The organism is Pseudomonas sp. H1_A03 (genome assembly GCF_054685145.1).
The window spans coordinates 1267483-1288461 of record NZ_CP162829.1 but is presented as its reverse complement, the minus strand read 5'-3'; the positions used below and the strand labels follow the sequence as shown (position 1 = coordinate 1288461).

The window sequence follows — 20979 nt, the reverse complement described above, 5'->3', positions numbered from 1 at the left end:
GCTTTAAAATCTAAAAAACCTAAACCATACGACGTAAAAGTCGGGAGGAAAGATGGAAACTGTAGTTGGTCTAACCGCTATCGCTGTTGCACTGTTGATCGGCCTGGGCGCCCTGGGTACTGCCATTGGTTTCGGCCTGCTGGGCGGCAAATTCCTGGAAGGCGCCGCGCGTCAGCCAGAAATGGTTCCAATGCTGCAAGTTAAAATGTTCATCGTCGCCGGCCTGCTCGACGCCGTGACCATGATCGGTGTTGGTATCGCTCTGTTCTTCACCTTCGCGAACCCTTTCGTTGGTCAACTCGCCGGTTAATCACTCGTTTTTCGAGTGATTGGTGTGTTGTGCAACGAATGAGCGAGGTATTGGCGTGAACATTAATGCAACCATTATTGGTCAGTCCTTAGCGTTCTTGATTTTTGTCGTTTTCTGCATGAAGTTCGTATGGCCTCCGGTCATCGCAGCTCTGCACGAGCGTCAGAAGAAGATCGCGGATGGACTGGACGCTGCAGCCCGAGCAGCTCGCGACCTGGAGTTGGCCCAAGATAAAGCGGGTCAGCAACTGCGCGAAGCGAAAGCCCAAGCAGCCGAGATCATTGAGCAAGCCAAGAAACGCGGTAACCAGATTGTTGAAGAGGCTGTTGAAAAAGCCCGTATCGACGCTGACCGTGTGAAGGTTCAGGCTCAGGCCGAGATCGAGCAGGAACTGAACGGTGTCAAAGATGCGCTGCGTGCCCAACTGGGTGCTCTGGCCGTCGGCGGTGCTGAGAAGATCCTGGGCGCCACAATCGATCAAAACGCGCACGCGGAGCTGGTTAACAAACTGGCTGCTGAAATTTAAGCGAGGGCGATCATGGCAGAATTGACCACGTTGGCCCGACCTTACGCTAAGGCAGCCTTCGAGCACGCCCAGGCCCACCAGCAGCTGGCCTCTTGGTCAGCCATGCTCGGCCTGGCTGCAGCAGTGTCGCAAGACGACACCATGCAGCGCGTGCTCAAGGCCCCGCGACTGACGAGCGCAGACAAGGCCGCCACGTTTATTGACGTGTGCGGCGACAAGTTTGATGTGAAAGTGCAGAACTTCTTGCACGTCGTTGCCGAAAACGACCGTCTCCTGCTTTTGCCGGAGATTGCCGCTCTGTTCGACCTGTACAAGGCCGAGCAAGAGAAGTCGGTAGACGTTGAAGTGACCAGTGCTTTCGCATTGAACCAAGAACAGCAAGACAAACTCGCCAAGGTTCTCAGTGCACGACTCGACCGGGAAGTGCGCCTGCAAGTTGCGGAGGATGCCACCCTGATTGGTGGTGTCATCATTCGCGCCGGCGACCTGGTTATCGATGGTTCGATTCGCGGCAAACTCGCGAATCTTGCCGAAGCATTGAAATCTTGAGTTTGAAGGGGCAGCAGAGCAATGCAGCAACTCAATCCTTCCGAAATAAGTGAAATTATCAAGGGCCGCATCGACAAGCTCGATGTGACCTCCCAAGCCCGTAACGAAGGCACTGTCGTCAGCGTATCTGACGGTATCGTGCGGATTCACGGTCTGGCCGACGTAATGTACGGCGAGATGATCGAGTTTCCGGGCGGCGTCTTCGGTATGGCCCTCAACCTGGAGCAAGACTCCGTAGGTGCCGTTGTATTGGGCGCTTACACCAGTCTGGCTGAAGGCATGAGCGCCAAGTGCACTGGCCGCATCCTGGAGGTTCCGGTAGGTAAGGAACTGCTGGGTCGCGTAGTCGACGCACTGGGTAACCCTGTTGACGGTAAAGGTCCACTGGGCAACACCGAGACCGACGCGGTCGAGAAAGTTGCTCCAGGCGTGATCTGGCGTAAGTCGGTAGACCAGCCTGTACAGACTGGCTACAAGGCTGTCGATGCCATGATCCCAGTCGGCCGTGGCCAGCGTGAGCTGATCATCGGTGACCGTCAGATCGGTAAAACCGCTCTGGCCATCGACGCGATCATCAACCAGAAGAACAGCGGCATTTTCTGCGTCTACGTAGCGATCGGTCAGAAGCAATCGACCATCGCCAACGTGGTTCGCAAGCTGGAAGAAAACGGCGCCCTGGCCAACACGATCATCGTGGCTGCCAGTGCTTCGGAATCTCCTGCGCTGCAATTCCTGGCACCGTACTCCGGTTGCACCATGGGTGAATTCTTCCGCGACCGCGGTGAAGACGCGCTGATCGTTTATGACGATCTGTCCAAGCAAGCAGTGGCTTACCGCCAGATTTCCCTGCTGCTGCGCCGTCCACCAGGCCGTGAAGCTTACCCAGGCGACGTGTTCTATCTCCACTCCCGTCTGCTGGAGCGCGCATCCCGCGTTTCGGAAGAATACGTAGAGAAGTTCACCAACGGCGCAGTGACCGGCAAAACCGGTTCCCTGACCGCACTGCCGATCATCGAAACCCAGGCTGGCGACGTTTCCGCGTTCGTTCCGACCAACGTGATTTCCATCACTGACGGTCAGATCTTCCTGGAATCGGCCATGTTCAACTCGGGCATCCGCCCAGCAGTGAACGCCGGTGTTTCGGTATCCCGTGTGGGTGGTGCCGCTCAGACCAAGATCATCAAGAAGCTCTCCGGTGGTATCCGTACCGCTCTGGCTCAGTACCGTGAATTGGCGGCATTCGCCCAGTTTGCTTCTGACCTGGACGAAGCGACCCGTAAGCAACTTGAGCATGGTCAGCGCGTTACCGAGCTGATGAAGCAGAAGCAATACGCCCCAATGTCGATCGCTGACATGGCGTTGTCGCTGTATGCCGCTGAGCGTGGGTTCCTGACCGACGTTGAAATCGCCAAGGTTGGCAGCTTTGAACAAGCGCTGATTGCTTACTTCAACCGCGATCACGCCGAATTGATGGCGAAGATCAACGTGAAGGGTGACTTCAATGACGATATCGACGCTGGCATGAAAGCCGGTATCGAGAAGTTCAAGGCCACCCAAACCTGGTAAGCCGCAGCGGGAGCCGCAAGGCTCCCGCTTGCTAACCTGATAGGTGTTACATGGCAGGCGCAAAAGAGATTCGCAGTAAGATTGCGAGCATCAAAAGCACGCAAAAGATTACCAGCGCCATGGAAAAAGTGGCGGTCAGCAAAATGCGCAAGGCACAAATGCGCATGGCTGCTAGCCGTCCTTATGCGGAGCGTATCCGCCAGGTAATTGGGCATTTGGCCAACGCCAACCCGGAATACCGCCACCCATTCATGATCGAGCGTGAAGTCAAGCGCGTCGGTTATGTGGTTGTGAGCAGTGACCGTGGTTTGTGCGGTGGTCTGAATACCAACCTGTTCAAGGCCCTGGTCAAGGACATGGCGGTAAACCGCGAAAACGGCGTCGAGATCGATCTGTGTGTTGTTGGTAGCAAGGGTGCGGCCTTTTTCCGCAACTTCGGCGGTAACGTCGTTGCAGCTATCAGCCACCTGGGTGAAGAGCCGTCGATCAATGATTTGATCGGCAGTGTGAAGGTGATGCTGGATGCATACCTGGAAGGCCGGATTGACCGCCTCTCCGTGGTATCCAACAAGTTCATCAACACCATGACCCAGCAGCCAACCGTGGAGCAATTGATTCCACTGGTGGCGACTCCGGATCAGGAACTCAAGCACCACTGGGACTACCTCTACGAACCAGACGCCAAAGAGCTGCTTGACGGCTTGATGGTGCGCTACGTGGAGTCGCAGGTGTACCAGGCGGTGGTCGAGAACAACGCAGCTGAACAAGCAGCGCGGATGATCGCGATGAAAAACGCTACCGATAACGCCGGTGATCTGATCAGCGATTTGCAGCTGATCTACAACAAGGCGCGTCAGGCTGCGATCACCCAAGAGATCTCGGAAATCGTCGGCGGCGCTGCCGCGGTTTAACGGTTCAAATATTCAGAGGATCCAGCTATGAGTAGCGGACGTATCGTTCAAATCATCGGCGCCGTTATCGACGTGGAATTTCCACGCGACAGCGTACCGAGCATCTACAACGCGCTGAAAGTACAAGGCGCGGACACTACTCTGGAAGTTCAGCAGCAGCTGGGCGACGGCGTAGTTCGTACCATTGCGATGGGTTCCACCGAAGGCTTGAAGCGCGGTCTGGACGTAATCGACTCTGGCGCAGCCATCTCCGTACCGGTCGGTAAAGCGACCCTGGGCCGGATCATGGACGTACTGGGCAACCCGATTGACGAAGCTGGCCCGATCGACACCGAAGAGCGTTGGGGCATTCACCGTCCAGCACCTTCGTTCGCCGAACAAGCTGGCGGCAACGACCTGCTGGAAACCGGCATCAAGGTTATCGACCTGGTTTGCCCGTTCGCCAAAGGCGGTAAAGTCGGTCTGTTCGGTGGTGCCGGTGTAGGCAAGACCGTAAACATGATGGAACTGATCCGTAACATCGCCATCGAGCACAGCGGTTATTCCGTGTTCGCCGGTGTGGGTGAGCGTACCCGTGAGGGTAACGACTTCTACCACGAGATGAAGGACTCCAACGTTCTGGACAAAGTGGCACTGGTTTACGGTCAGATGAACGAGCCGCCGGGTAACCGTCTGCGCGTAGCACTGACTGGCCTGACCATGGCCGAGAAGTTCCGTGACGAAGGTAACGACGTTCTGCTGTTCGTCGACAACATCTACCGTTACACCTTGGCCGGTACTGAAGTATCCGCACTGCTGGGCCGTATGCCTTCCGCAGTAGGCTACCAGCCGACCCTGGCTGAAGAGATGGGCGTTCTGCAAGAACGTATCACTTCGACCAAGGAAGGTTCGATCACTTCGATCCAAGCGGTATACGTACCTGCGGATGACTTGACCGACCCGTCGCCTGCGACCACCTTCGCCCACTTGGACGCCACCGTCGTTCTGTCCCGTGACATCGCTTCCCTGGGTATCTACCCAGCGGTCGATCCACTCGACTCGACTTCGCGCCAGCTGGACCCGAACGTGATCGGCCAGGAGCACTACGACACCGCTCGCGGCGTTCAGTACGTGCTGCAGCGTTACAAAGAACTGAAGGACATCATTGCGATCCTGGGTATGGACGAGCTGTCGGAAGCCGACAAGCAGTTGGTAAACCGTGCTCGTAAGATCCAGCGCTTCTTGTCGCAGCCGTTCTTCGTGGCTGAAGTCTTCACCGGTGCTTCGGGTAAATACGTTTCCCTGAAAGACACCATTGCTGGCTTCAAAGGCATCCTCAACGGTGACTACGACCACCTGCCAGAACAAGCGTTCTACATGGTCGGCGGCATCGAAGAAGCGATCGAGAAAGCCAAGAAACTGTAATCCAGGCGCCCGGTAACGGGCGCTCATCAGGTTGAGGCAATCAGATGGCTATGACAGTCCATTGCGATATCGTCAGCGCGGAAGGGGAAATTTTCTCCGGTCTGGTCGAGTTTGTTACAGCGCACGGCGACCTGGGTGATCTTGGTATCGCCATGGGTCATGCCCCGCTGATCACAAGCTTGAAACCAGGTCCGATCACGCTGACCAAGCAAGGCGGGGAACGTGAGGTGTTTTACATCTCCGGTGGTTTCCTCGAGGTTCAGCCGAATATGGTCAAGGTACTTGCCGACACCGTGCAACGTGCTGGCGACCTGGATGAAGCCTCCGCTCAGGAAGCCGTCAAGGCTGCCGAGAAGGCCCTGAACGAAAAGGGTGCCGACTTCGACTACAGCGCTGCTGCTGTACGTCTGGCCGAGGCTGCAGCTCAGCTGCGCACGCTCCAGCAGATCCGCAAGAAGTAAGCGGCCATGCCGTCATGCTTTATGCGCGATTGATTAAAAAGGGTAGCCTCGGCTACCCTTTTTCTTTTTTTGCAAAACACTTCTCTGGTCTGAAGTCGGACCGCCCAGGATTGGTAGCCACTCATGTCTCTTGAAATCGTCATTCTCGCCGCAGGCCAGGGCACCCGTATGCGTTCGGCCCTACCCAAGGTGCTGCACCCGGTGGCCGGCAATTCCATGCTTGGCCATGTTATCCACAGCGCCCGGCAACTCGACCCGCAACGCATCCACGTGGTGATTGGCCACGGTGCCGATGTGGTCCGTGAGCGCCTGGCCGCGGATGACCTGAATTTCGTTTTGCAGAACAAACAACTCGGCACCGGCCATGCCACCGCACAAGCCGTGCCCTTCATCACTGCCGACACCGTGCTGATCCTGTACGGCGACGTACCGCTGATTGAAGTGGAAACCCTGCAACGCCTGCTCAAGCATGTCGTGCCTGGCCAGATGGGCCTGCTGACCGTTGAACTGGATGACCCTACCGGTTACGGGCGCATTGTGCGCAATGCCGACGGCAAGGTCGCGGCCATCGTTGAGCACAAGGATGCCAGCGAAACTCAGCGCGCCATTACCGAAGGCAATACCGGAATTCTGGCGGTCCCTGCCAACAAGCTCGCCGACTGGATGAGCCGCCTGTCCAACAACAATGCCCAGGGCGAGTACTACCTCACCGACGTCATCGAAATGGCCGTGAGCGATGGCCTGCTGGTCGCGACCGAACAGCCACACGACCCGATGGAAGTGCAGGGCGCCAACGACCGCAAGCAGCTTGCAGAGCTTGAACGTCACTACCAGCTGCGCGAAGGCCGCCGCTTGATGGCCCAGGGCGTGACCCTGCGCGACCCGGCGCGCTTCGATGTGCGTGGCGAAGTCACTGTCGGCCGCGACGTGCTGATCGACATCAACGTGATCCTCGAAGGCCGCGTGATCATCGAAGACGACGTGGTGATTGGCCCGAACTGCGTGATCAAGGACAGCACCCTGCGCAAAGGCGCGGTGGTCAAGGCCAACAGCCATATCGACGGCGCCGTGATGGGCGAGGGCAGCGATGCTGGGCCGTTTGCGCGGTTACGTCCAGGAAGCGTATTGGGCGCTAAAGCCCATGTGGGTAACTTTGTTGAATTGAAAAACGCCACATTGGACGACGAAGCCAAAGTCGGACACCTGACCTACTTGGGTGATGCCACTGTAGGTGCGCGAACTAACATCGGGGCGGGCACCATCACCTGCAACTACGATGGCGCCAATAAGCACCAGACCACCATTGGTGCGGATGTATTTATCGGTTCCAATAATTCGTTGGTCGCCCCGGTTACCCTCGACGATGGCGCCAGCACAGCCGCGGGCTCAACCATCAACCAGGATGTGGATAAGTCCCAACTGGCAGTCGCCCGTGCCCGCCAACGCAACATTGATGGCTGGAAACGCCCGGTCAAAATCAAAAAGACCTGAGTTATCCACAATCTGTCTGGCTGAACGCTGCCTCCTGTGGGAGCTGGCTTGCCTGCGATAGCGGTCTGGCATTCAACATTTATGTTGCCTGACACTCCGCTATCGCAGGCAAGCCAGCTCCCACATTTATTTTGGGGTGTGCACCTAAAAATTTCGCACGCCCCACTTGACGATGTTTCGCCAATAGGTTTTGATTGCCTTCGTTATCTTTCGAAACGAAACTTACCATCACCATGTCGAAACGAAATACCCCCCAACGACGCCACAACATCCTGACCTTGCTCAATGAACAGGGCGAAGTCAGCGTGGACGAATTGGCCAAGCGTTTCGAAACGTCGGAAGTGACCATCCGCAAGGACTTGGCTGCCCTCGAAAGCAACGGCCTGCTGTTACGCCGTTACGGTGGCGCAATTACCATGCCCCAGGAACTGGTCGGCGACGCCGCCCAACCCATCTCGATCTACAAGCGCGCCATCGCCCGTGCCGCCGTGACGCGCCTGCGCGAACACGCGCGCATCATCATCGACAGCGGCAGCACCACCGCCGCGATGATCCCCGAACTGGGCCACCAGCCCGGCCTGGTGGTGATGACCAACTCCCTGCACGTGGCCCGCGCCTTGAGCGAGCTGGAGCACGAGCCGGTGCTGTTGATGACCGGCGGCACCTGGGACCCGCATTCGGACTCGTTCCAGGGCCAGGTCGCCGAGCAAGTGCTGCGTTCCTATGACTTTGATCAACTGTTTATCGGCGCCGACGGCATCGATCTGCAGCGCGGTACCACCACCTTCAACGAACTGCTGGGCCTGAGCCGCGTCATGGCAGAGGTCGCCCGTGAAGTGGTGGTGATGGTCGAATCCGACAAGATCGGCCGCAAGATTCCCAACCTGGAACTGCCCTGGAGCAGCGTCCATACCCTTATCACCGATGATCGCCTGCCGCTTGAGGCCCGCGACCAGATTCAAGCCCGCGGCATTACGCTGATATGTGCGGCAATCATCTAGGAGAAACACCATGTGTGGCATCGTAGGCGCAGTCGCTGAACGCAACATCACTCCCATCCTGCTCGAAGGCCTCAAGCGCCTGGAATACCGTGGCTACGACAGCGCCGGTGTGGCCGTCTTCTCCAACGCCGGCAAGCTTGAGCGCATGCGTCGCCCGGGCAAAGTCAGTGAACTGGAGCAAGCCCTGGCCGGTGAGCCGTTGGTTGGCCGTCTGGGCATCGCCCACACCCGTTGGGCTACCCACGGTGCGCCGTGCGAACGCAACGCCCACCCACACTTTTCCGGCGACCTGGCGGTGGTGCACAACGGCATCATCGAAAACCACGAAGTGCTGCGTGAGCAACTTAAGGGGCTGGGCTACGTATTCACTTCGGACACCGACACCGAAGTCATCGCCCACCTGCTGAATCACAAGCTCAAAGACCTGGGCGACCTGACTGTCGCCCTCAAAGCCACCGTAAAAGAACTGCACGGCGCCTACGGCCTGGCCGTGGTCAGCGCCAGCCAGCCCGATCGCGTGGTTGCCGCCCGCAGTGGCAGCCCGTTGGTGATCGGCCTGGGCTTGGGTGAGAACTTCCTGGCTTCCGACCAGTTGGCCCTGCGCCAGGTCACCGACCGCTTCATGTACCTGGAAGAAGGCGATATCGCTGACATCCGCCGTGAAAGCGTGCAGATCTGGGACGTTAACGGTCAGTCTGTCGAGCGTGAAGCGGTGCAATACCGCGACGGCGCCGAAGCCGCCGACAAAGGCGAATACCGCCACTTCATGCTCAAGGAAATCCACGAGCAACCGGCCGTGGTGCAACGCACGCTGGAGGGTCGCCTGGGCGACAAGCAAGTGCTGGTCAACGCCTTTGGCCCACAAGCCGCCGAGTTGTTCGCCAAAGTGCGCAATGTGCAGATCGTGGCTTGCGGCACCAGCTACCACGCCGGCATGGTTGCCCGTTATTGGCTGGAAGAACTGGCCGGCATTCCATGCCAGGTCGAAGTGGCCAGCGAGTTCCGCTACCGCAAAGTGGTGGTCCAGCCTGACACCCTGTTCGTGACCATCTCGCAGTCCGGCGAAACCGCCGACACCTTGGCCGCCTTGCGTAACGCCAAGGAGCTGGGCTTCCTCGCCAGCCTGGCGATCTGCAACGTCAGCATCAGCTCCCTGGTGCGCGAATCCGACCTGACCCTGCTGACCCAGGCCGGTCGCGAAATCGGCGTGGCCTCCACCAAAGCCTTCACCACCCAGCTGGTCGGCCTGTTGCTGCTCACCCTGTCCCTGGGCCAAGTACGTGGCACCCTCGCCGCAGGTGTTGAAGCCACCCTGGTCGAAGAACTGCGCCGCCTGCCAACCCGCCTGGGTGAGGCCCTGGCCATGGACAGCATCGTGGAAAAAGTCGCCGAGCTGTTCGCCGACAAAAACCACACCCTGTTCCTCGGCCGTGGCGCGCAATACCCGGTGGCAATGGAAGGCTCGCTCAAACTCAAGGAAATCTCGTACATCCACGCCGAAGCCTACCCGGCCGGCGAGCTCAAGCACGGTCCATTGGCCCTGGTGGATGACGACATGCCAGTCGTCACGGTCGCGCCAAACAACGAACTGCTGGAAAAGCTCAAGTCCAACCTGCAGGAAGTCCGCGCCCGTGGCGGCCAACTGGTGGTGTTCGCCGACGAGAAAGCCGGCATGACCAATGGTGAAGGCACCCACGTCATCAACATGCCGCACATCAACGACACCCTGTCGCCGATTCTCTACACCATCCCGCTGCAACTGCTGTCTTACTACGTCGCCGTGCTCAAGGGCACTGACGTTGACCAGCCGCGCAACCTGGCGAAGTCGGTGACGGTGGAGTAATACGGCACGCGCCTGGAGGCCCTTGGGGTCTCCAGGTTCCAGCGAAAGGATGCGACCTCGATGCAACCCTCTTCCCAGATTCACGCACGTTTGAACAATCGCCGGTTTGCGGTCGCAAACAATACCCAAGGTCTCTCAGGTACGGGCACGGTGTTTCATTACCTTGTCGATGGCGATGCCATCTCGAGCACTTACCAAGGCGCAAGGATTCGTCTGGGCCAGCAGGTCGGGCGTGTAACCGGCCCTGATACCATCGAATTGCTTTATCAGTGCGTGACGACAGAAGGCGCACTACTGGCCGGTTGGTCTCGTGGCACGGTCGACGTCGACCAGGCCGGGCGTACCACGCTGAGCTTCGTCTGGGGGTGGTTATCGGGTGCGACGGGAGGCGGGGAGTCAAGCTACGTTGAACTTGCTGAGTGCGACAACCACTCCTAAGGCACAAACTCCACCCGCAACCCCCGGCTCGCACTGCGCCCCTGATCATCACTGACTCGCAACCGATACTCCCCCGACTTGCCCGGCCGCCAATTCAGCGTGGTTTGCGGCGGCCCTTGGCCGATCAAGGTTTGATCAGCGAACCAGTACAACGTCGCCGCATCGCTGGCCGCATTGGCATTCAGCGGGATGCTTTCCTGTGGCTGGGACAGGCGCAGCTGATAGCTCACCTGGGTCAGCGGCGAACGGATCTGCGGCGCTTCGCTCTGGTCGCTGATGCGGTTGGGTTGGCAGTTTTTCATCACGTTGGGCGGCGTGCGCCGCGGCAGGCCGGCGGCGCGGTACAGGCGTTGCACGTCGCTGGGCCAGAACTCGAAGACTTCTTCGCGGGTGTATTGCGCCTCGAACGGCGGGCAGGCGGCTTTACCGGTGCGGGTGTCGATCAGCACCGGGCGGTGCAGGTTGGACACGCGAATCGGCGAGACGCCGGGGATATACCAAGTCTTGCGGGTTTGCGGGCACCAGCGGTTGGGCAACTCGCCGGAGGCGGCGCAGATGTCGATGCGCACCAGTCCGGCGGGTGGCTTGTCGGGTTTGATCACCACATTCGGCAGGGCCAGGGGCAGGGCGTCGGCGATGCGGAAAAACAGCGGCGCAGCCGTCTTGGCGCCGATAAACGCCGGGTTTGGCCGGCCATCAAAGTTGCCCACCCACACCACCAGCACGTACGGCCCGACCAGGCCTGCGCTCCATGCATCATGGAACCCCCAAGAGGTGCCGGTTTTCCAGGCGGTGCGCCAGTGGCGGCCAGGCAAGCCATCCGGGCGTGGGTTGCGACGCAGCATGTCGCGCACCATGAAGGCGGCTTGGGGCGTTAGCAGTTGGGCGCCGGTGGTCTGGGGCTGTTCCTGCAAATAGCGCAAGGGCCGCAAGTGCCCGTCACCGGCCACCATCACATACAGCCGCGCCAGTTCTTCCGGGGTCATCTCACCGCCGCCGAGGGCCAACGCCAGACCGTAGTGGCTTTCGTCGCGCAGGCCTTTGATACCGGCGCGCTGCAGCAATCCATATAAGGACGGCGACTTAACCTGGCTGGCCAGCCACACCGCCGGGATATTTCGACTACGGATCAACGCATCCCGGGCTGTCAGCGGCCCGACAAAACTGCCGTCGAAATTTTCCGGCTGGAAGTAGCCGAAATTACTTGGCAGATCCTTGAGGATACTCATTGGGTGGATCACCCCCTGGTCCAGCGCCAGGCCGTACAAAAACGGCTTAAGCGTCGACCCCGGCGAGCGTCGCGACAGCACTCCATTCACTTGACCGTGGAGGCTTGTGGATAAGTAATCCGCCGACCCTACCAGCGCCTTGACGCTCTGGTCGCGGCTGTCGATCAGGATGGCCGTAGCGTTTTCCACACCGGTGCTGCGCCGCTCGGCGATAAACCCGGTGATCAGGCGTTCGAGTAACTGTTGCAAGGGCAAGTTGAGGGTGCTGTTCAACTCGTTGCCGGGCTGGGATGCCAGCAATTGCTCGCTCAGGTGCGGCGCCAGGAAAGGAATCTGCTGGCGGTTGCGCGCCTCCAGAGGCAGGTCCAACAAACTGTCGTTACGCGGGTCCTGTGGATAAGTCTCGCGCCAGTCAGCCATCAAGCGCAGCCGCGCGTTTTGCAATGACGGCCCGAAGCGCGCACGTCGCCCCGGTTGCTGCGGGATCACCGCCAACGCCAGCGCTTCGGACAACGACAACTGCGCCGCCGACTTACCAAAGTAGATACGGCTGGCCGCTTCGGCGCCCTCGATATTGCCGCCCATGGGCGCCAGGTTCAGGTAGGCCTCAAGAATATCGTGCTTGCTGTAGCGTGCTTCCAGCCATAGCGCCAACGCCATCTGCTGCAACTTGCCTGGCACTTGGCGGGTGTTCAGATCCCACAAGCGCCGCGCCAGTTGCATGCTCAAGGTCGACCCGCCCTGGCGTTGGCCACCGCTGTAGGTGGCCAGGGCTGCGCGCAGCAACGCCGGGGGATTGATCCCCGGGTGCCAGTAGAAATTACGGTCTTCCTTGAGCAGCAAGGCCTCTACCAATGACGGCGACATGCGCTCCAGCGGCAGCCACAGACGGTATTGCCCGTCATCCGCCAACGTCATGCGCAGCAGTGAACCGTCGTCGGCCAATACCACCCGTGACGAGGTCACGGCCTGTTCCAGCGGGGCATGGGGCCACAGCCGCAACCCCGCCAGTAGAACCGCCGCTGCCAGCAGCGGCGTCAGGCGCTTAAGGCTTGGTAATTTCAAGCTGGCCTACTTTGCCGCGCCCTTGCAGGGTGGTTTCGTACATGCCTTCGGCGTAGGCCGGTGGCGTATTGAAGGTGCCGGCGTTGGTGGCGCGCACACGGTAGACGAAAGTGCCTACATCGCGCAGCGCAGTGCCGTACAACACCACTCGATCATCACGCACATCCACATAGTCCGGCTGCCAGGTGCTCAGCTCGGTTTCGCCGATGGGCGCTTGCCATGTGTCCGCTTCCTGGCTGTCTTCTTCCACGTATTCGGACGCTTCGCCTTCACCTTCCTCACTGCTGGCGGCTTCCGGCTCCGGCGGCAAGTTATACACAGGCTCTACGCCACCCGGCAGCAAGTCGACCACGGCCACTTGCTGCACCTGATCACGGTTTGTAGCACGCAGACGCAGGCGCACCAGGAACTCATCACCTACCGCCACCTTGCTCACCGGCTCGCCCTTGAGGTCGAGGTATTCGTGGATGATTTCCAGGCCATTGTTGATCGGCTTGAGCTTGGCGCCCTTGTCGAAACCGGCTTCGCTGAGCATGTAGAACGCGGCCGGGCCATCGGATTTTTCCATCACCAGCTTTTGCGTGGTGCCTGGCACGGCGGCGCGCGGTGGCTGACCGGCCATCTCCAGCAATTGCTGCTGCTTGTCACCCAGCCAGGCGGTGGCCTTGAGGGTCATATCGCTTTGCGCGCGCTGGCCATAGTTGTCCAGGGCGCGCAGCAACAGCGCCGCCGACAGCGAGTTGTAACGCTGCTCATTGAGGCGCTTGCCGAGTTTATCCAGCAAGGCCGTGGGCACATCGTCCATCAGCTCGGGGAAGTGGCGCGCCAGCAGGTGCAGGTGTTCGGCATCATGCACCAGCGGGTCGTAATACAAACCGTCGCTGTCCCACTTATCCACAAGCGAACGCCATGGGATTTTGCGGAACAGTGCATCGGCCTGGCGATCCTGCTTGAGCAATTTGTAGCTGGCAGCCAGGTAAGCGGCGCCCAGGTCGTTCTGCCAGGTGTCCTTGAAGTAGCTCTCGTAGCGCTCGCGGATATCGCTCAATGCACCACTTACCAGAATCCCCTGACGGCTCAGCAGGTAACTGGCGTAGGCGCGGTTGCGCAATTCCGACAGGCCTTCGCTAGGACCGTTGGCCAGGTCTGTCAGATACGCGTTCGAGCGCACCAGCAGATCTTCCGGTACCGGCAACCCGCGCTCCTTGGCTTCGATCAGGAAGTCGGTGGCGTACAGGCTGGCGTACGGCGCCACGTCCGGGTTGGCTGCCCACAAACCGAAGCCACCGGCCTGGTTCTGGCGTTGGCGCAGCATGCGCACGGCACTGCTGAAGGCTTGTTCGGCTTCCGGTGCGTTACCGCCCCAGATCACCGCCGGCATGGCCTTGGACACCCATTGCTCGGTGCAGGCATAGCCGTAGTCATCCAGGTAATGCTTGAGGCCATTGGCCCATACCAGCGGCGAGGCGGCCACGCCCAGTTGCACGTCACGCAGCTGGCTGAACAGTTCGCGAGTAGGTTTGAGTTCTTTGCTGGCGCTGTCGAAGCGGCCCAGGCTCAGTGCCACGCGATGTTCGCTCAGCGGGCGGATCGAGGTAGTTTCCGCCACCTGGATACGCTTGCCGTTGGGCAATACGGCGACAAAGCGCAGGTCAGCCGAACCGAGGATTTCACCCACCTTGATCTTGAACTCGGCCGTGCCTTCCTTGCGCGGTTGCAGTGACAACGTGCTGCCCTTGTCGCCCTGTACCTTCAGGCCATCGCTGGTCTGAAGTTCAAACTTCACGTCCGCCGCTGCATCGAGGTTGCTGAACACCCCGGCGCTGACGTTGAACACATCCCCCGGCGCCACAAAGGCCGGTACGTTTGGCGTGATCACGATCGGCCCGCGCACCTCGGTATTGGCTTCGCTGACACCGACGCTGTCGCTGTCCACTGCCACCGCAAACAGGTGCAGCTTGCCGTTGAAGCTGTCCGGCACCTGGTAATGCAGCAGGGTTTCGCCGGCTGGCAGGTCTACCAACCCAGACCACCACGCCACGGGCGGCTGATGTTTACGCTTGAATGGGTTGAGGTGATTGGCCAGGGCGCCTTCCGTATCGCCACCGGGCGCCGCCCCACTCAGCAGGCGGCTGAATTCCGGCAGGATCAGGTCAAGGATCTGACTGGTGCCTACCTCCAGCGCACGCTTCTGGAAGAAGAAGCCCAGCGGGTCCGGCGTCTGGTAGCGCGCCACTTGCAGGATGCCTTCATCTACCGCGTACACCACTGCGCGGCCCGGGCGGTCGGCGGTGACCTTGATATCCAGCATCTGCCCCGGCTCGATTTTCGCCGGGCCTTCAACCTTCAGCGCCATGCGTCGCGCATCCAGGTTGATGCTGAACGGCACCACACCATAGGACAGCGGGCTCATGTACACCTCGGCCGAACCCATATCGCGCACAAACTGCACGTTGACGTAGGCATTGCCCTCAAGCCCTGCCGGCACACGGATATGTTGCACGCTGTTGGTGCTGTCGGCCTTGAACCACTGCTGGGTGTAGACCTTGTCGCGCTCGATGGTGATCAAGCCGGCGCCGGTGTAGGGCGCACGGATGCTGATGGCGATCTCATCACCGGTGGCGTAGCTGCGTTTATCCAGGCGCAGTTGCAGCTCGGCGTTGCGTTCCAGTGAGCGCGAAGTGTTGCCACGCCCGGCCACGCTGTAGTCGATCTGGTTGAGCAGGTTGCCGTTGGCGTCTTTGAGTTGCAGAGTGAAATCGCCCGGGGTTGCGGTGTTCAGGGTCTGCTTAGCGCCTTGCGCGGTCATCACCAGTGGCTGCGCCGGCTGGCTGATGTTCTTGATGCGCGACTCGTACTTGTAGGTGCCGTTGGACTGTTTCACCAGCACCGACACATAACGGTGTTCGACCACTTCGCTGGTCAGGCCGTCCACCGCCAGCGGCGTAAGGTCTGGCGCGACAGCCAGCCATTGCACCTGGCGCGGCGCGTCTTTGGCGACGTACGACAGCGAATCCTGACTTTTCACACCGACCAGGTAGGGCGCGGATGACACCAGCAAGGCACTCTGCGCCGCCACATTGCGTCCGCCTTCGGCTTCGAACACCTGGGTCATCACCTGCAGGCGATAGGTGCTGTTGGCGAAGCGTTGCAGGTTGAGGTCGAGCACGGCCTGGCCGTTGTCGTCGACGGTGGTTTCAGCCAGGTCTTCGGTGCTGGCCTCTTCCAGGGAGTCGTTGAGGCGGAAACGGTAATCGGGGTAGCGATCAAACGCCGCGAGCGTTGGGCTCAGGGACATTTTCGCGGTGACGCGGCGGCCGGACGCCGGGGCGCCGAACAGGTGCATAGCGGTGACTTTGGCCACCACTTGGTCCGGTGGAATCCAGCCCTGCACAGGCGTGTCGTGCAGGCTCAGGCTGACCTTCATGCGGTCCGGCTCGAAGTCGCGGACCTTGAAGCTCACGCTGCCCAGGTCGGTGCGGGTCTGCTTCTGGCCAATCAGTTGCAAAGTAGCGGTGTACTCCCCGGCAGGGGCCACTTCGCTGCTCGGGAAATCAAAGGTTTCAAAGCCGCTGGCGGACAGCTTCAACGGCTGGCGGATGACTTCCAGGCCACGCGGGTCGGTGATTTGCAGCTCCACCGGCAGGCCTTGCAGCGCGCCTTTCCAGTTGCCGCTGCGCACGATCATGCCCAGGTGCGCGGTTTCGCCGGGCCGGTACAGGCCACGGTCGGTAAACAGGTAGGCGCTGAGGCGATCAATCGCACCGTCTTCTTCCAAACCACCTACGTCGAAGCGCGACAAATCCAGTTGCTGGGACTGGCGGGCAATCGGCAGGAACGACTGGTCATTACCGCGCGTGACCACATACATCAGTGGCGTTTTCTCACGACGCAGTTCATCCAGCTTGGCGAAATGCGCGTGGCCTTCGCCGTCGGTATGGCCGCTGGCGACCGGCAACCCGTTGCGACCGATGATATCGACTTGCGCATCGGACACCGGCGAGCCATTGCCGATGGATTGCACATACACATCATGGCTGCCGTCGCTGGAGCGCTTGGCGATGATGCCGAGGTCGGTCACCACGATAAAACGCAGGTCGCTGGTGCTGTTGCGCTCGTACTCGAACGTACGCTCGGCGGGATCGTCCTGCGGGCTGAGCTTGAGGACAAAAATACCGCGACGGCCACCATTGGCGGTGAGGTAGTGGCTGAGGTCGACATTGTCGTAGACGGTTTTTGCCGGGTCATTGGATGACAGAGGAATATCCAAAGACTGACGCTCGACCATGCGATCGAAGTACTCATTGCCAAAGTTCGGCCGCGCAAAGCTGCCGCTGCTCTGGTCCACCAGGTGTTGCAACTGGTTGGGCAGCAAGCGGGCGATTTCCACATGGGCGCCGGGCACGCCACGGGCCATGAAGCCCAGGCGTTTTTCGCCATTGAGGCTGAGCAAGGCGCCGTCAGACAAGAACTGCAAGGTGCGTGGATACGCCGGCATGCTGATCAGCGACGCCGTAGGATTCTTCGCCAGGTAGCCACCGATGGCTTCCAGGTTGGCGGGCACTCGCACATACACTGCGCGACCGGCCGGGGCCTTGAATTTAAAGGCGTGCAGGGTGTTCAGCGGTTCGACGCTGGGCACGTGGGTCAGGTTGACCTTGGTGCTGCGGGCGAGCAGGGCGTCGTCGATCTCGTTGCTGTTGTAGGGACGCGTGTCGTCCTGGGCTTTTTCTGGCAACAGCCAGGCCTGCACCTTACCGGCGATGGTCTCGTCGGCTACGGCACTGGAGCTGCTGAACATCAGCACCGGCTCCGGCTCGCCACGTTCGTTGTCGACAAAACTCACTTCGGCCCCGGTAAAGGTCAGGCGATAGCGACCGGGTACGGTGACCTCCGCCACCAGCGGTGCGCTGCTGGCGTTGCCGCCGTCGCGGGCCTTGATGCCTTCGTCGAGCTTGGCGCTGACCGGCGTGCTTTCCAGGGGCGTGGCGAGGGCGGCGGAGCGTACGTAGGCGTTGAGCTTTTTCTCGTCGAAAGTGATTTCCGGGCGGTTGGGCAATTGGGCGTCGCGGTAGGCCAGGCCTTTGCCAAGAGTCACCGTTACGCGTTTGCGTAGGTTGTCTTCATCCACAGGGTGGGAAAAATGGAAGGTGGCCACCAGCTGTTTCAGCGTCGGATTGGACGGGTCTTGGTACAGCTCGTTTTGCGCCAGGGTCGCGCGGAACGGTTGGGTGGAAAACTGCGTGCTGTATTGGTCCAGCAACACGCCGTCGGCCAGCAGGTTTTTCTTCGCCAGGTCGAGGGTGTAATGGGCGTCGATGGGCCAGTCTTTCTCAGGTACGAACTGCAGGGTGCGGTCGTCGGACCAACGCCAGGTGCCCGCAACCGCAGGGTTGAGGGTAATGCCATCGGTGACCGGTTTGCCGATGGCCGCCAACGGGGCCACGGATTCGCCGAAACGCACCTGCAAGTTATCCACAACCGGCGGCTGCTGGGTGTAGTCGGTGAGGTTCGGTTTGTGCAGCGAATAGCTCGCGGTGTGCGGCTGCGGCAGGTTGGAATACCAATGCCAGCCGTAGAACCCGGCGGCGGCCAGCAGGACCAAGCCTAATAAGCCGGCACCGGTCTGGCGCGGATAAGCGCGGGCTTTGCTGCCCAGGTTCGCCAACCCACGGCCGGTAGCGCGCAGCCAAAGCGGCGGATGCCATTGGCCAAAGACGGCCCCCACCACTGTCAATAACGCGCCGACAATACGGCGGCTGATCGCTTTGAACGAATCGAACATGGTGAGCATCCCTGGCTAAGTGCGGCGTATCTTACACGCGTCTTTGATACAAAAGATGACGCGATACGCCGACGTGCTCAGGCGTGTTGCACAAAGGTGAGACGCACCGCAAAACCGATCAAAAGACTGCCGAATAACCATTGCTGCATCCGCTGCGCCGAGCGGCTGCGTGCCAGCCATTGGCCGAGGCGCGCACCGGCCAGGGCGTAGCAGCAGTCGAAGGCGAAACCGACTGCCACCAGAATGACCCCCAGCCACGCAAATTGCCCAGCCACCGGGCCGGCATGCGGATTGATGAACTGCGGCAGCAGTACCGAGCAGAACAGCAGGGCCTTTGGGTTCAACAGATTGGTCAGCAAACCGCGCTGAAACGCTGCGCGCCAGGCATGCACCGTTGACGGAGTATTAGCAGTGTCGAGGGCCGGCAGCATGTTCGCCCGCAGGCACTGCACACCCAGCCACAACAGATAGGCCGCGCCACCCAGGCGCACCACGTCGAAGGTCCACGGCGCGACCTTGAACAACGTCGCCAGCCCCATGCCCGCCAACGCCACATGGCACGCGCGGGCCAGCCCCAGGCCAATCGCCGTGGTCAGCGCCAAGGCCTTGCCCTGGCGCGCGCCGGTTTGCAGCAACAGGATCATGTCCGGCCCGGGCAACAGATACGCCACCGACAGGGCCACCAGAAATAACCAGAGTTCCGCCATGTTCCACTCCCCTTATGTGCCGGCCAATTCTAGGGCCGAAGGGGGACGCAGGTGCTTGCGTAGTCAGCCGGAAAAGCGTCTAGTCTTGGCACTATCTGCCACTGATAACAATGCCGGCCATTCACTTATGCCAAATCTGAAATTCGATGCGTTCGACCGCAAGATTCTAGAGGCCCTGCAACGCGATGGCCGCTTGAGCAATGTGCAACTGGCCGACGAGATCGGCCTGTCCGCCTCACCTTGCCTGCGACGCGTGCGGTTGCTGGAAGAAGCCGGGGTGATTCGCGGCTATCAGGCCACCCTCGACCGCGATGAGGTGGGGTTGGGGATGATGGTGTTCGTGGGCGTGAAAGTTGAGCGGCATAACGACACCGAAGCCAATGCCTTCCGCGAGGCGGTGATGGCATTGCCGGAAGTGATCTCAGCGTTTCTGGTCTCGGGGGAATCGGACTTTTTGCTGCAGGTGGTGGTGCCGGATTTGCGCGGGTATGAGCGGTTTGTCACTGGCAGCCTGCTGAAGCTGCCGGGCGTGAGAGATATCCGCAGCAACTTCGCGATCCAGACCGTGAAAACCCCAGGGGCTTTGCCGCTGGGGCATTTGCCGGGTTAATAAGTTCTGAAACCAACACAAAACACATGTGGGAGCGGGCTTGCTCGCGAATGCGGTGGATCAGTCAACCTATCCAGAGACTGACACACCGTATTCGCGAGCAAGCCCGCTCCCACATTTTGATCTTCATAGGGCTTGAGGTCGGTGGGTCAGGTCCACCAATACCGCACAAGATGAAAGAAAATCGGCGCCGCAAAACACACCGAATCCAGCCGATCCAGCATCCCGCCGTGCCCTTCGATCATATGCCCCCAGTCCTTCACGCCCCGGTCGCGCTTGATCGCCGACATGACAATGCCGCCGGCAAACCCCAGCAAGTTGATCAACAACGCAATCAGGAACGACTGCCACGGATTGAACGGTGTGGTCCACCACAGTGCCGCGCCGATCAGGGATGACAAGAGGATGCCGCCGACAAACCCTTCCACCGTTTTCGACGGTGACAAGTTAGGCGCGATCTTGTGTTTGCCGAACAGCTTGCCGCACACGTACTGCAGCACGTCTGACAGTTGCACCACGATCACCAGGTAGGCAATCAACAAGAGGTTGCGGCCTTCGTAGCCGGGGATGTCGAGGGTGAGCAAGGCGGGCACGAAGGATACGCAGAACACCGCGATCATCAGGCCCCATTGCACCTTCGACGCGCGCTCAAGGAAGTGCGTGCTGTCGCCGCCCAGCGAGGCGAGGATCGGCAACAGCAGGAACACATACACCGGGATGAAGATCGAGAACAACCCGTACCAGTCCGAATAAATCAGCAGGTATTGCAGGGGCAACGCCAGGTAGAACGCGGCGACCAGTGCCGGGTAGTCGCTGCGGCGGGTGGGCGTGAGCGTGAGGAATTCGCGCAGGGCGTAGAACGACACGGCGTAGAACAGCAGGATCACCGCGCCGGTGCCGAGCCAGAAGGCGACACCGATGACCACCACCATCACCCACCAGGCGTTGATGCGCGCGTTGAGGTTGTCGATCACCGCGTTCGGGTTGCCACGGGTACGCAGTTTGAGGATCAGGCCGATCAGCGAGGCGAGCACCAGGATCGCGCCGATGCCGCCGAACAACATCAGGGTTTGGCTATCCATC

At 60.2% G+C, this 20979-nt stretch carries 16 protein-coding genes; 12 read left to right on the top strand and 4 right to left on the bottom strand.

The window, feature by feature from the left end; genetic code table 11:
• Positions 1 to 52 precede the first annotated feature (52 nt).
• From atpE to AB4O35_RS05970, 11 genes are all read left to right on the top strand, one after another.
• Positions 53 to 310, top strand: coding sequence for a F0F1 ATP synthase subunit C (gene atpE, locus AB4O35_RS06020; protein ID WP_002555987.1), 258 nt, complete (start codon positions 53 to 55; stop codon positions 308 to 310).
• A gap of 55 nt (positions 311 to 365) precedes the next feature.
• On the top strand, positions 366 to 836 hold the full coding sequence (locus tag AB4O35_RS06015) for a F0F1 ATP synthase subunit B (protein ID WP_008439543.1): 471 nt from the start codon (positions 366 to 368) through the stop codon (positions 834 to 836).
• Positions 837 to 848: 12 nt separating this feature from the next.
• Entirely contained in the window at positions 849 to 1385 is a 537-nt protein-coding gene (locus AB4O35_RS06010) for a F0F1 ATP synthase subunit delta (RefSeq protein WP_049710821.1), read from the top strand.
• A 21-nt stretch (positions 1386 to 1406) separates the two neighbouring features.
• A complete protein-coding gene (gene atpA / locus AB4O35_RS06005) occupies positions 1407 to 2951 on the top strand; it encodes a F0F1 ATP synthase subunit alpha (protein ID WP_053127456.1) in 1545 nt (514 codons plus the stop codon).
• A gap of 50 nt (positions 2952 to 3001) precedes the next feature.
• Positions 3002 to 3862: a F0F1 ATP synthase subunit gamma gene (gene atpG / locus AB4O35_RS06000; protein WP_028618578.1), complete on the top strand. Its 861-nt coding sequence runs from the start codon at positions 3002 to 3004 to the stop codon at positions 3860 to 3862.
• Between the two features lie 27 nt (positions 3863 to 3889).
• Positions 3890 to 5266 (top strand): F0F1 ATP synthase subunit beta, encoded by a 1377-nt coding sequence (atpD, locus tag AB4O35_RS05995; RefSeq protein WP_057725772.1) that lies wholly within the window; start codon positions 3890 to 3892, stop codon positions 5264 to 5266.
• Between the two features lie 44 nt (positions 5267 to 5310).
• The gene (locus AB4O35_RS05990) at positions 5311 to 5727 is read left to right on the top strand and encodes a F0F1 ATP synthase subunit epsilon (RefSeq protein WP_003195825.1); all 417 of its coding nucleotides are present in this window, start codon (positions 5311 to 5313) and stop codon (positions 5725 to 5727) included.
• Between the two features lie 123 nt (positions 5728 to 5850).
• Entirely contained in the window at positions 5851 to 7218 is a 1368-nt protein-coding gene (gene glmU, locus AB4O35_RS05985) for a bifunctional UDP-N-acetylglucosamine diphosphorylase/glucosamine-1-phosphate N-acetyltransferase GlmU (protein ID WP_065946086.1), read from the top strand.
• Between the two features lie 233 nt (positions 7219 to 7451).
• Complete coding sequence (locus AB4O35_RS05980) at positions 7452 to 8219, top strand: DeoR/GlpR family DNA-binding transcription regulator (protein WP_065891283.1); 768 nt, start codon at positions 7452 to 7454, stop codon at positions 8217 to 8219.
• Positions 8220 to 8229: 10 nt separating this feature from the next.
• Complete coding sequence (glmS, locus tag AB4O35_RS05975) at positions 8230 to 10062, top strand: glutamine--fructose-6-phosphate transaminase (isomerizing) (protein ID WP_065891284.1); 1833 nt, start codon at positions 8230 to 8232, stop codon at positions 10060 to 10062.
• Between the two features lie 60 nt (positions 10063 to 10122).
• On the top strand, positions 10123 to 10500 hold the full coding sequence (locus AB4O35_RS05970) for a hypothetical protein (protein WP_065875569.1): 378 nt from the start codon (positions 10123 to 10125) through the stop codon (positions 10498 to 10500).
• Here AB4O35_RS05970 and pbpC read toward each other — a convergent pair.
• The 3 genes from pbpC to AB4O35_RS05955 all read right to left on the bottom strand — a co-directional run bounded on the left by pbpC (position 10497) and on the right by AB4O35_RS05955 (position 19286).
• Complete coding sequence (pbpC, locus tag AB4O35_RS05965) at positions 10497 to 12794, bottom strand: penicillin-binding protein 1C (RefSeq protein ID WP_065875568.1); 2298 nt, start codon at positions 12792 to 12794, stop codon at positions 10497 to 10499. The genes AB4O35_RS05970 and pbpC overlap by 4 nt on opposite strands.
• Positions 12775 to 18579 (bottom strand): MG2 domain-containing protein, encoded by a 5805-nt coding sequence (locus AB4O35_RS05960; protein ID WP_065880386.1) that lies wholly within the window; start codon positions 18577 to 18579, stop codon positions 12775 to 12777. Before AB4O35_RS05960 ends, pbpC begins: the two co-directional genes overlap by 20 nt.
• A gap of 77 nt (positions 18580 to 18656) precedes the next feature.
• Entirely contained in the window at positions 18657 to 19286 is a 630-nt protein-coding gene (locus AB4O35_RS05955) for a LysE family translocator (RefSeq protein ID WP_065875567.1), read from the bottom strand.
• 136 nt (positions 19287 to 19422) lie between these two features.
• Here AB4O35_RS05955 and AB4O35_RS05950 point away from each other — a divergent pair, with 136 nt between their 5' ends.
• Positions 19423 to 19896: an Lrp/AsnC family transcriptional regulator gene (locus tag AB4O35_RS05950; protein ID WP_065875668.1), complete on the top strand. Its 474-nt coding sequence runs from the start codon at positions 19423 to 19425 to the stop codon at positions 19894 to 19896.
• A gap of 149 nt (positions 19897 to 20045) precedes the next feature.
• Here AB4O35_RS05950 and AB4O35_RS05945 read toward each other — a convergent pair whose 3' ends face one another.
• A complete protein-coding gene (locus AB4O35_RS05945; RefSeq protein ID WP_065910146.1) occupies positions 20046 to 20978 on the bottom strand; it encodes a phosphatidate cytidylyltransferase in 933 nt (310 codons plus the stop codon).
• Position 20979: the final 1 nt, after the last annotated feature.

Bases quoted from the DNA above. Each gene is read 5' to 3' on its own strand.
- atpD (WP_057725772.1), top strand. From the start codon at position 3,890: ATGAGTAGCGGACGTATCGTTCAAATCATCGGCGCCGTTATCGACGTG.
- AB4O35_RS05990 (WP_003195825.1), top strand. From the start codon at position 5,311: ATGGCTATGACAGTCCATTGCGATATCGTCAGCGCGGAAGGGGAAATT.
- AB4O35_RS05960 (WP_065880386.1), bottom strand. From the start codon at position 18,579: ATGTTCGATTCGTTCAAAGCGATCAGCCGCCGTATTGTCGGCGCGTTA.
- AB4O35_RS05945 (WP_065910146.1), bottom strand. From the start codon at position 20,978: ATGGATAGCCAAACCCTGATGTTGTTCGGCGGCATCGGCGCGATCCTG.
- AB4O35_RS05955 (WP_065875567.1), bottom strand. From the start codon at position 19,286: ATGGCGGAACTCTGGTTATTTCTGGTGGCCCTGTCGGTGGCGTATCTG.
- atpA (WP_053127456.1), top strand. From the start codon at position 1,407: ATGCAGCAACTCAATCCTTCCGAAATAAGTGAAATTATCAAGGGCCGC.
- AB4O35_RS06010 (WP_049710821.1), top strand. From the start codon at position 849: ATGGCAGAATTGACCACGTTGGCCCGACCTTACGCTAAGGCAGCCTTC.
- atpG (WP_028618578.1), top strand. From the start codon at position 3,002: ATGGCAGGCGCAAAAGAGATTCGCAGTAAGATTGCGAGCATCAAAAGC.
- glmS (WP_065891284.1), top strand. From the start codon at position 8,230: ATGTGTGGCATCGTAGGCGCAGTCGCTGAACGCAACATCACTCCCATC.
- AB4O35_RS05970 (WP_065875569.1), top strand. From the start codon at position 10,123: ATGCAACCCTCTTCCCAGATTCACGCACGTTTGAACAATCGCCGGTTT.
- atpE (WP_002555987.1), top strand. From the start codon at position 53: ATGGAAACTGTAGTTGGTCTAACCGCTATCGCTGTTGCACTGTTGATC.
- AB4O35_RS05980 (WP_065891283.1), top strand. From the start codon at position 7,452: ATGTCGAAACGAAATACCCCCCAACGACGCCACAACATCCTGACCTTG.
- glmU (WP_065946086.1), top strand. From the start codon at position 5,851: ATGTCTCTTGAAATCGTCATTCTCGCCGCAGGCCAGGGCACCCGTATG.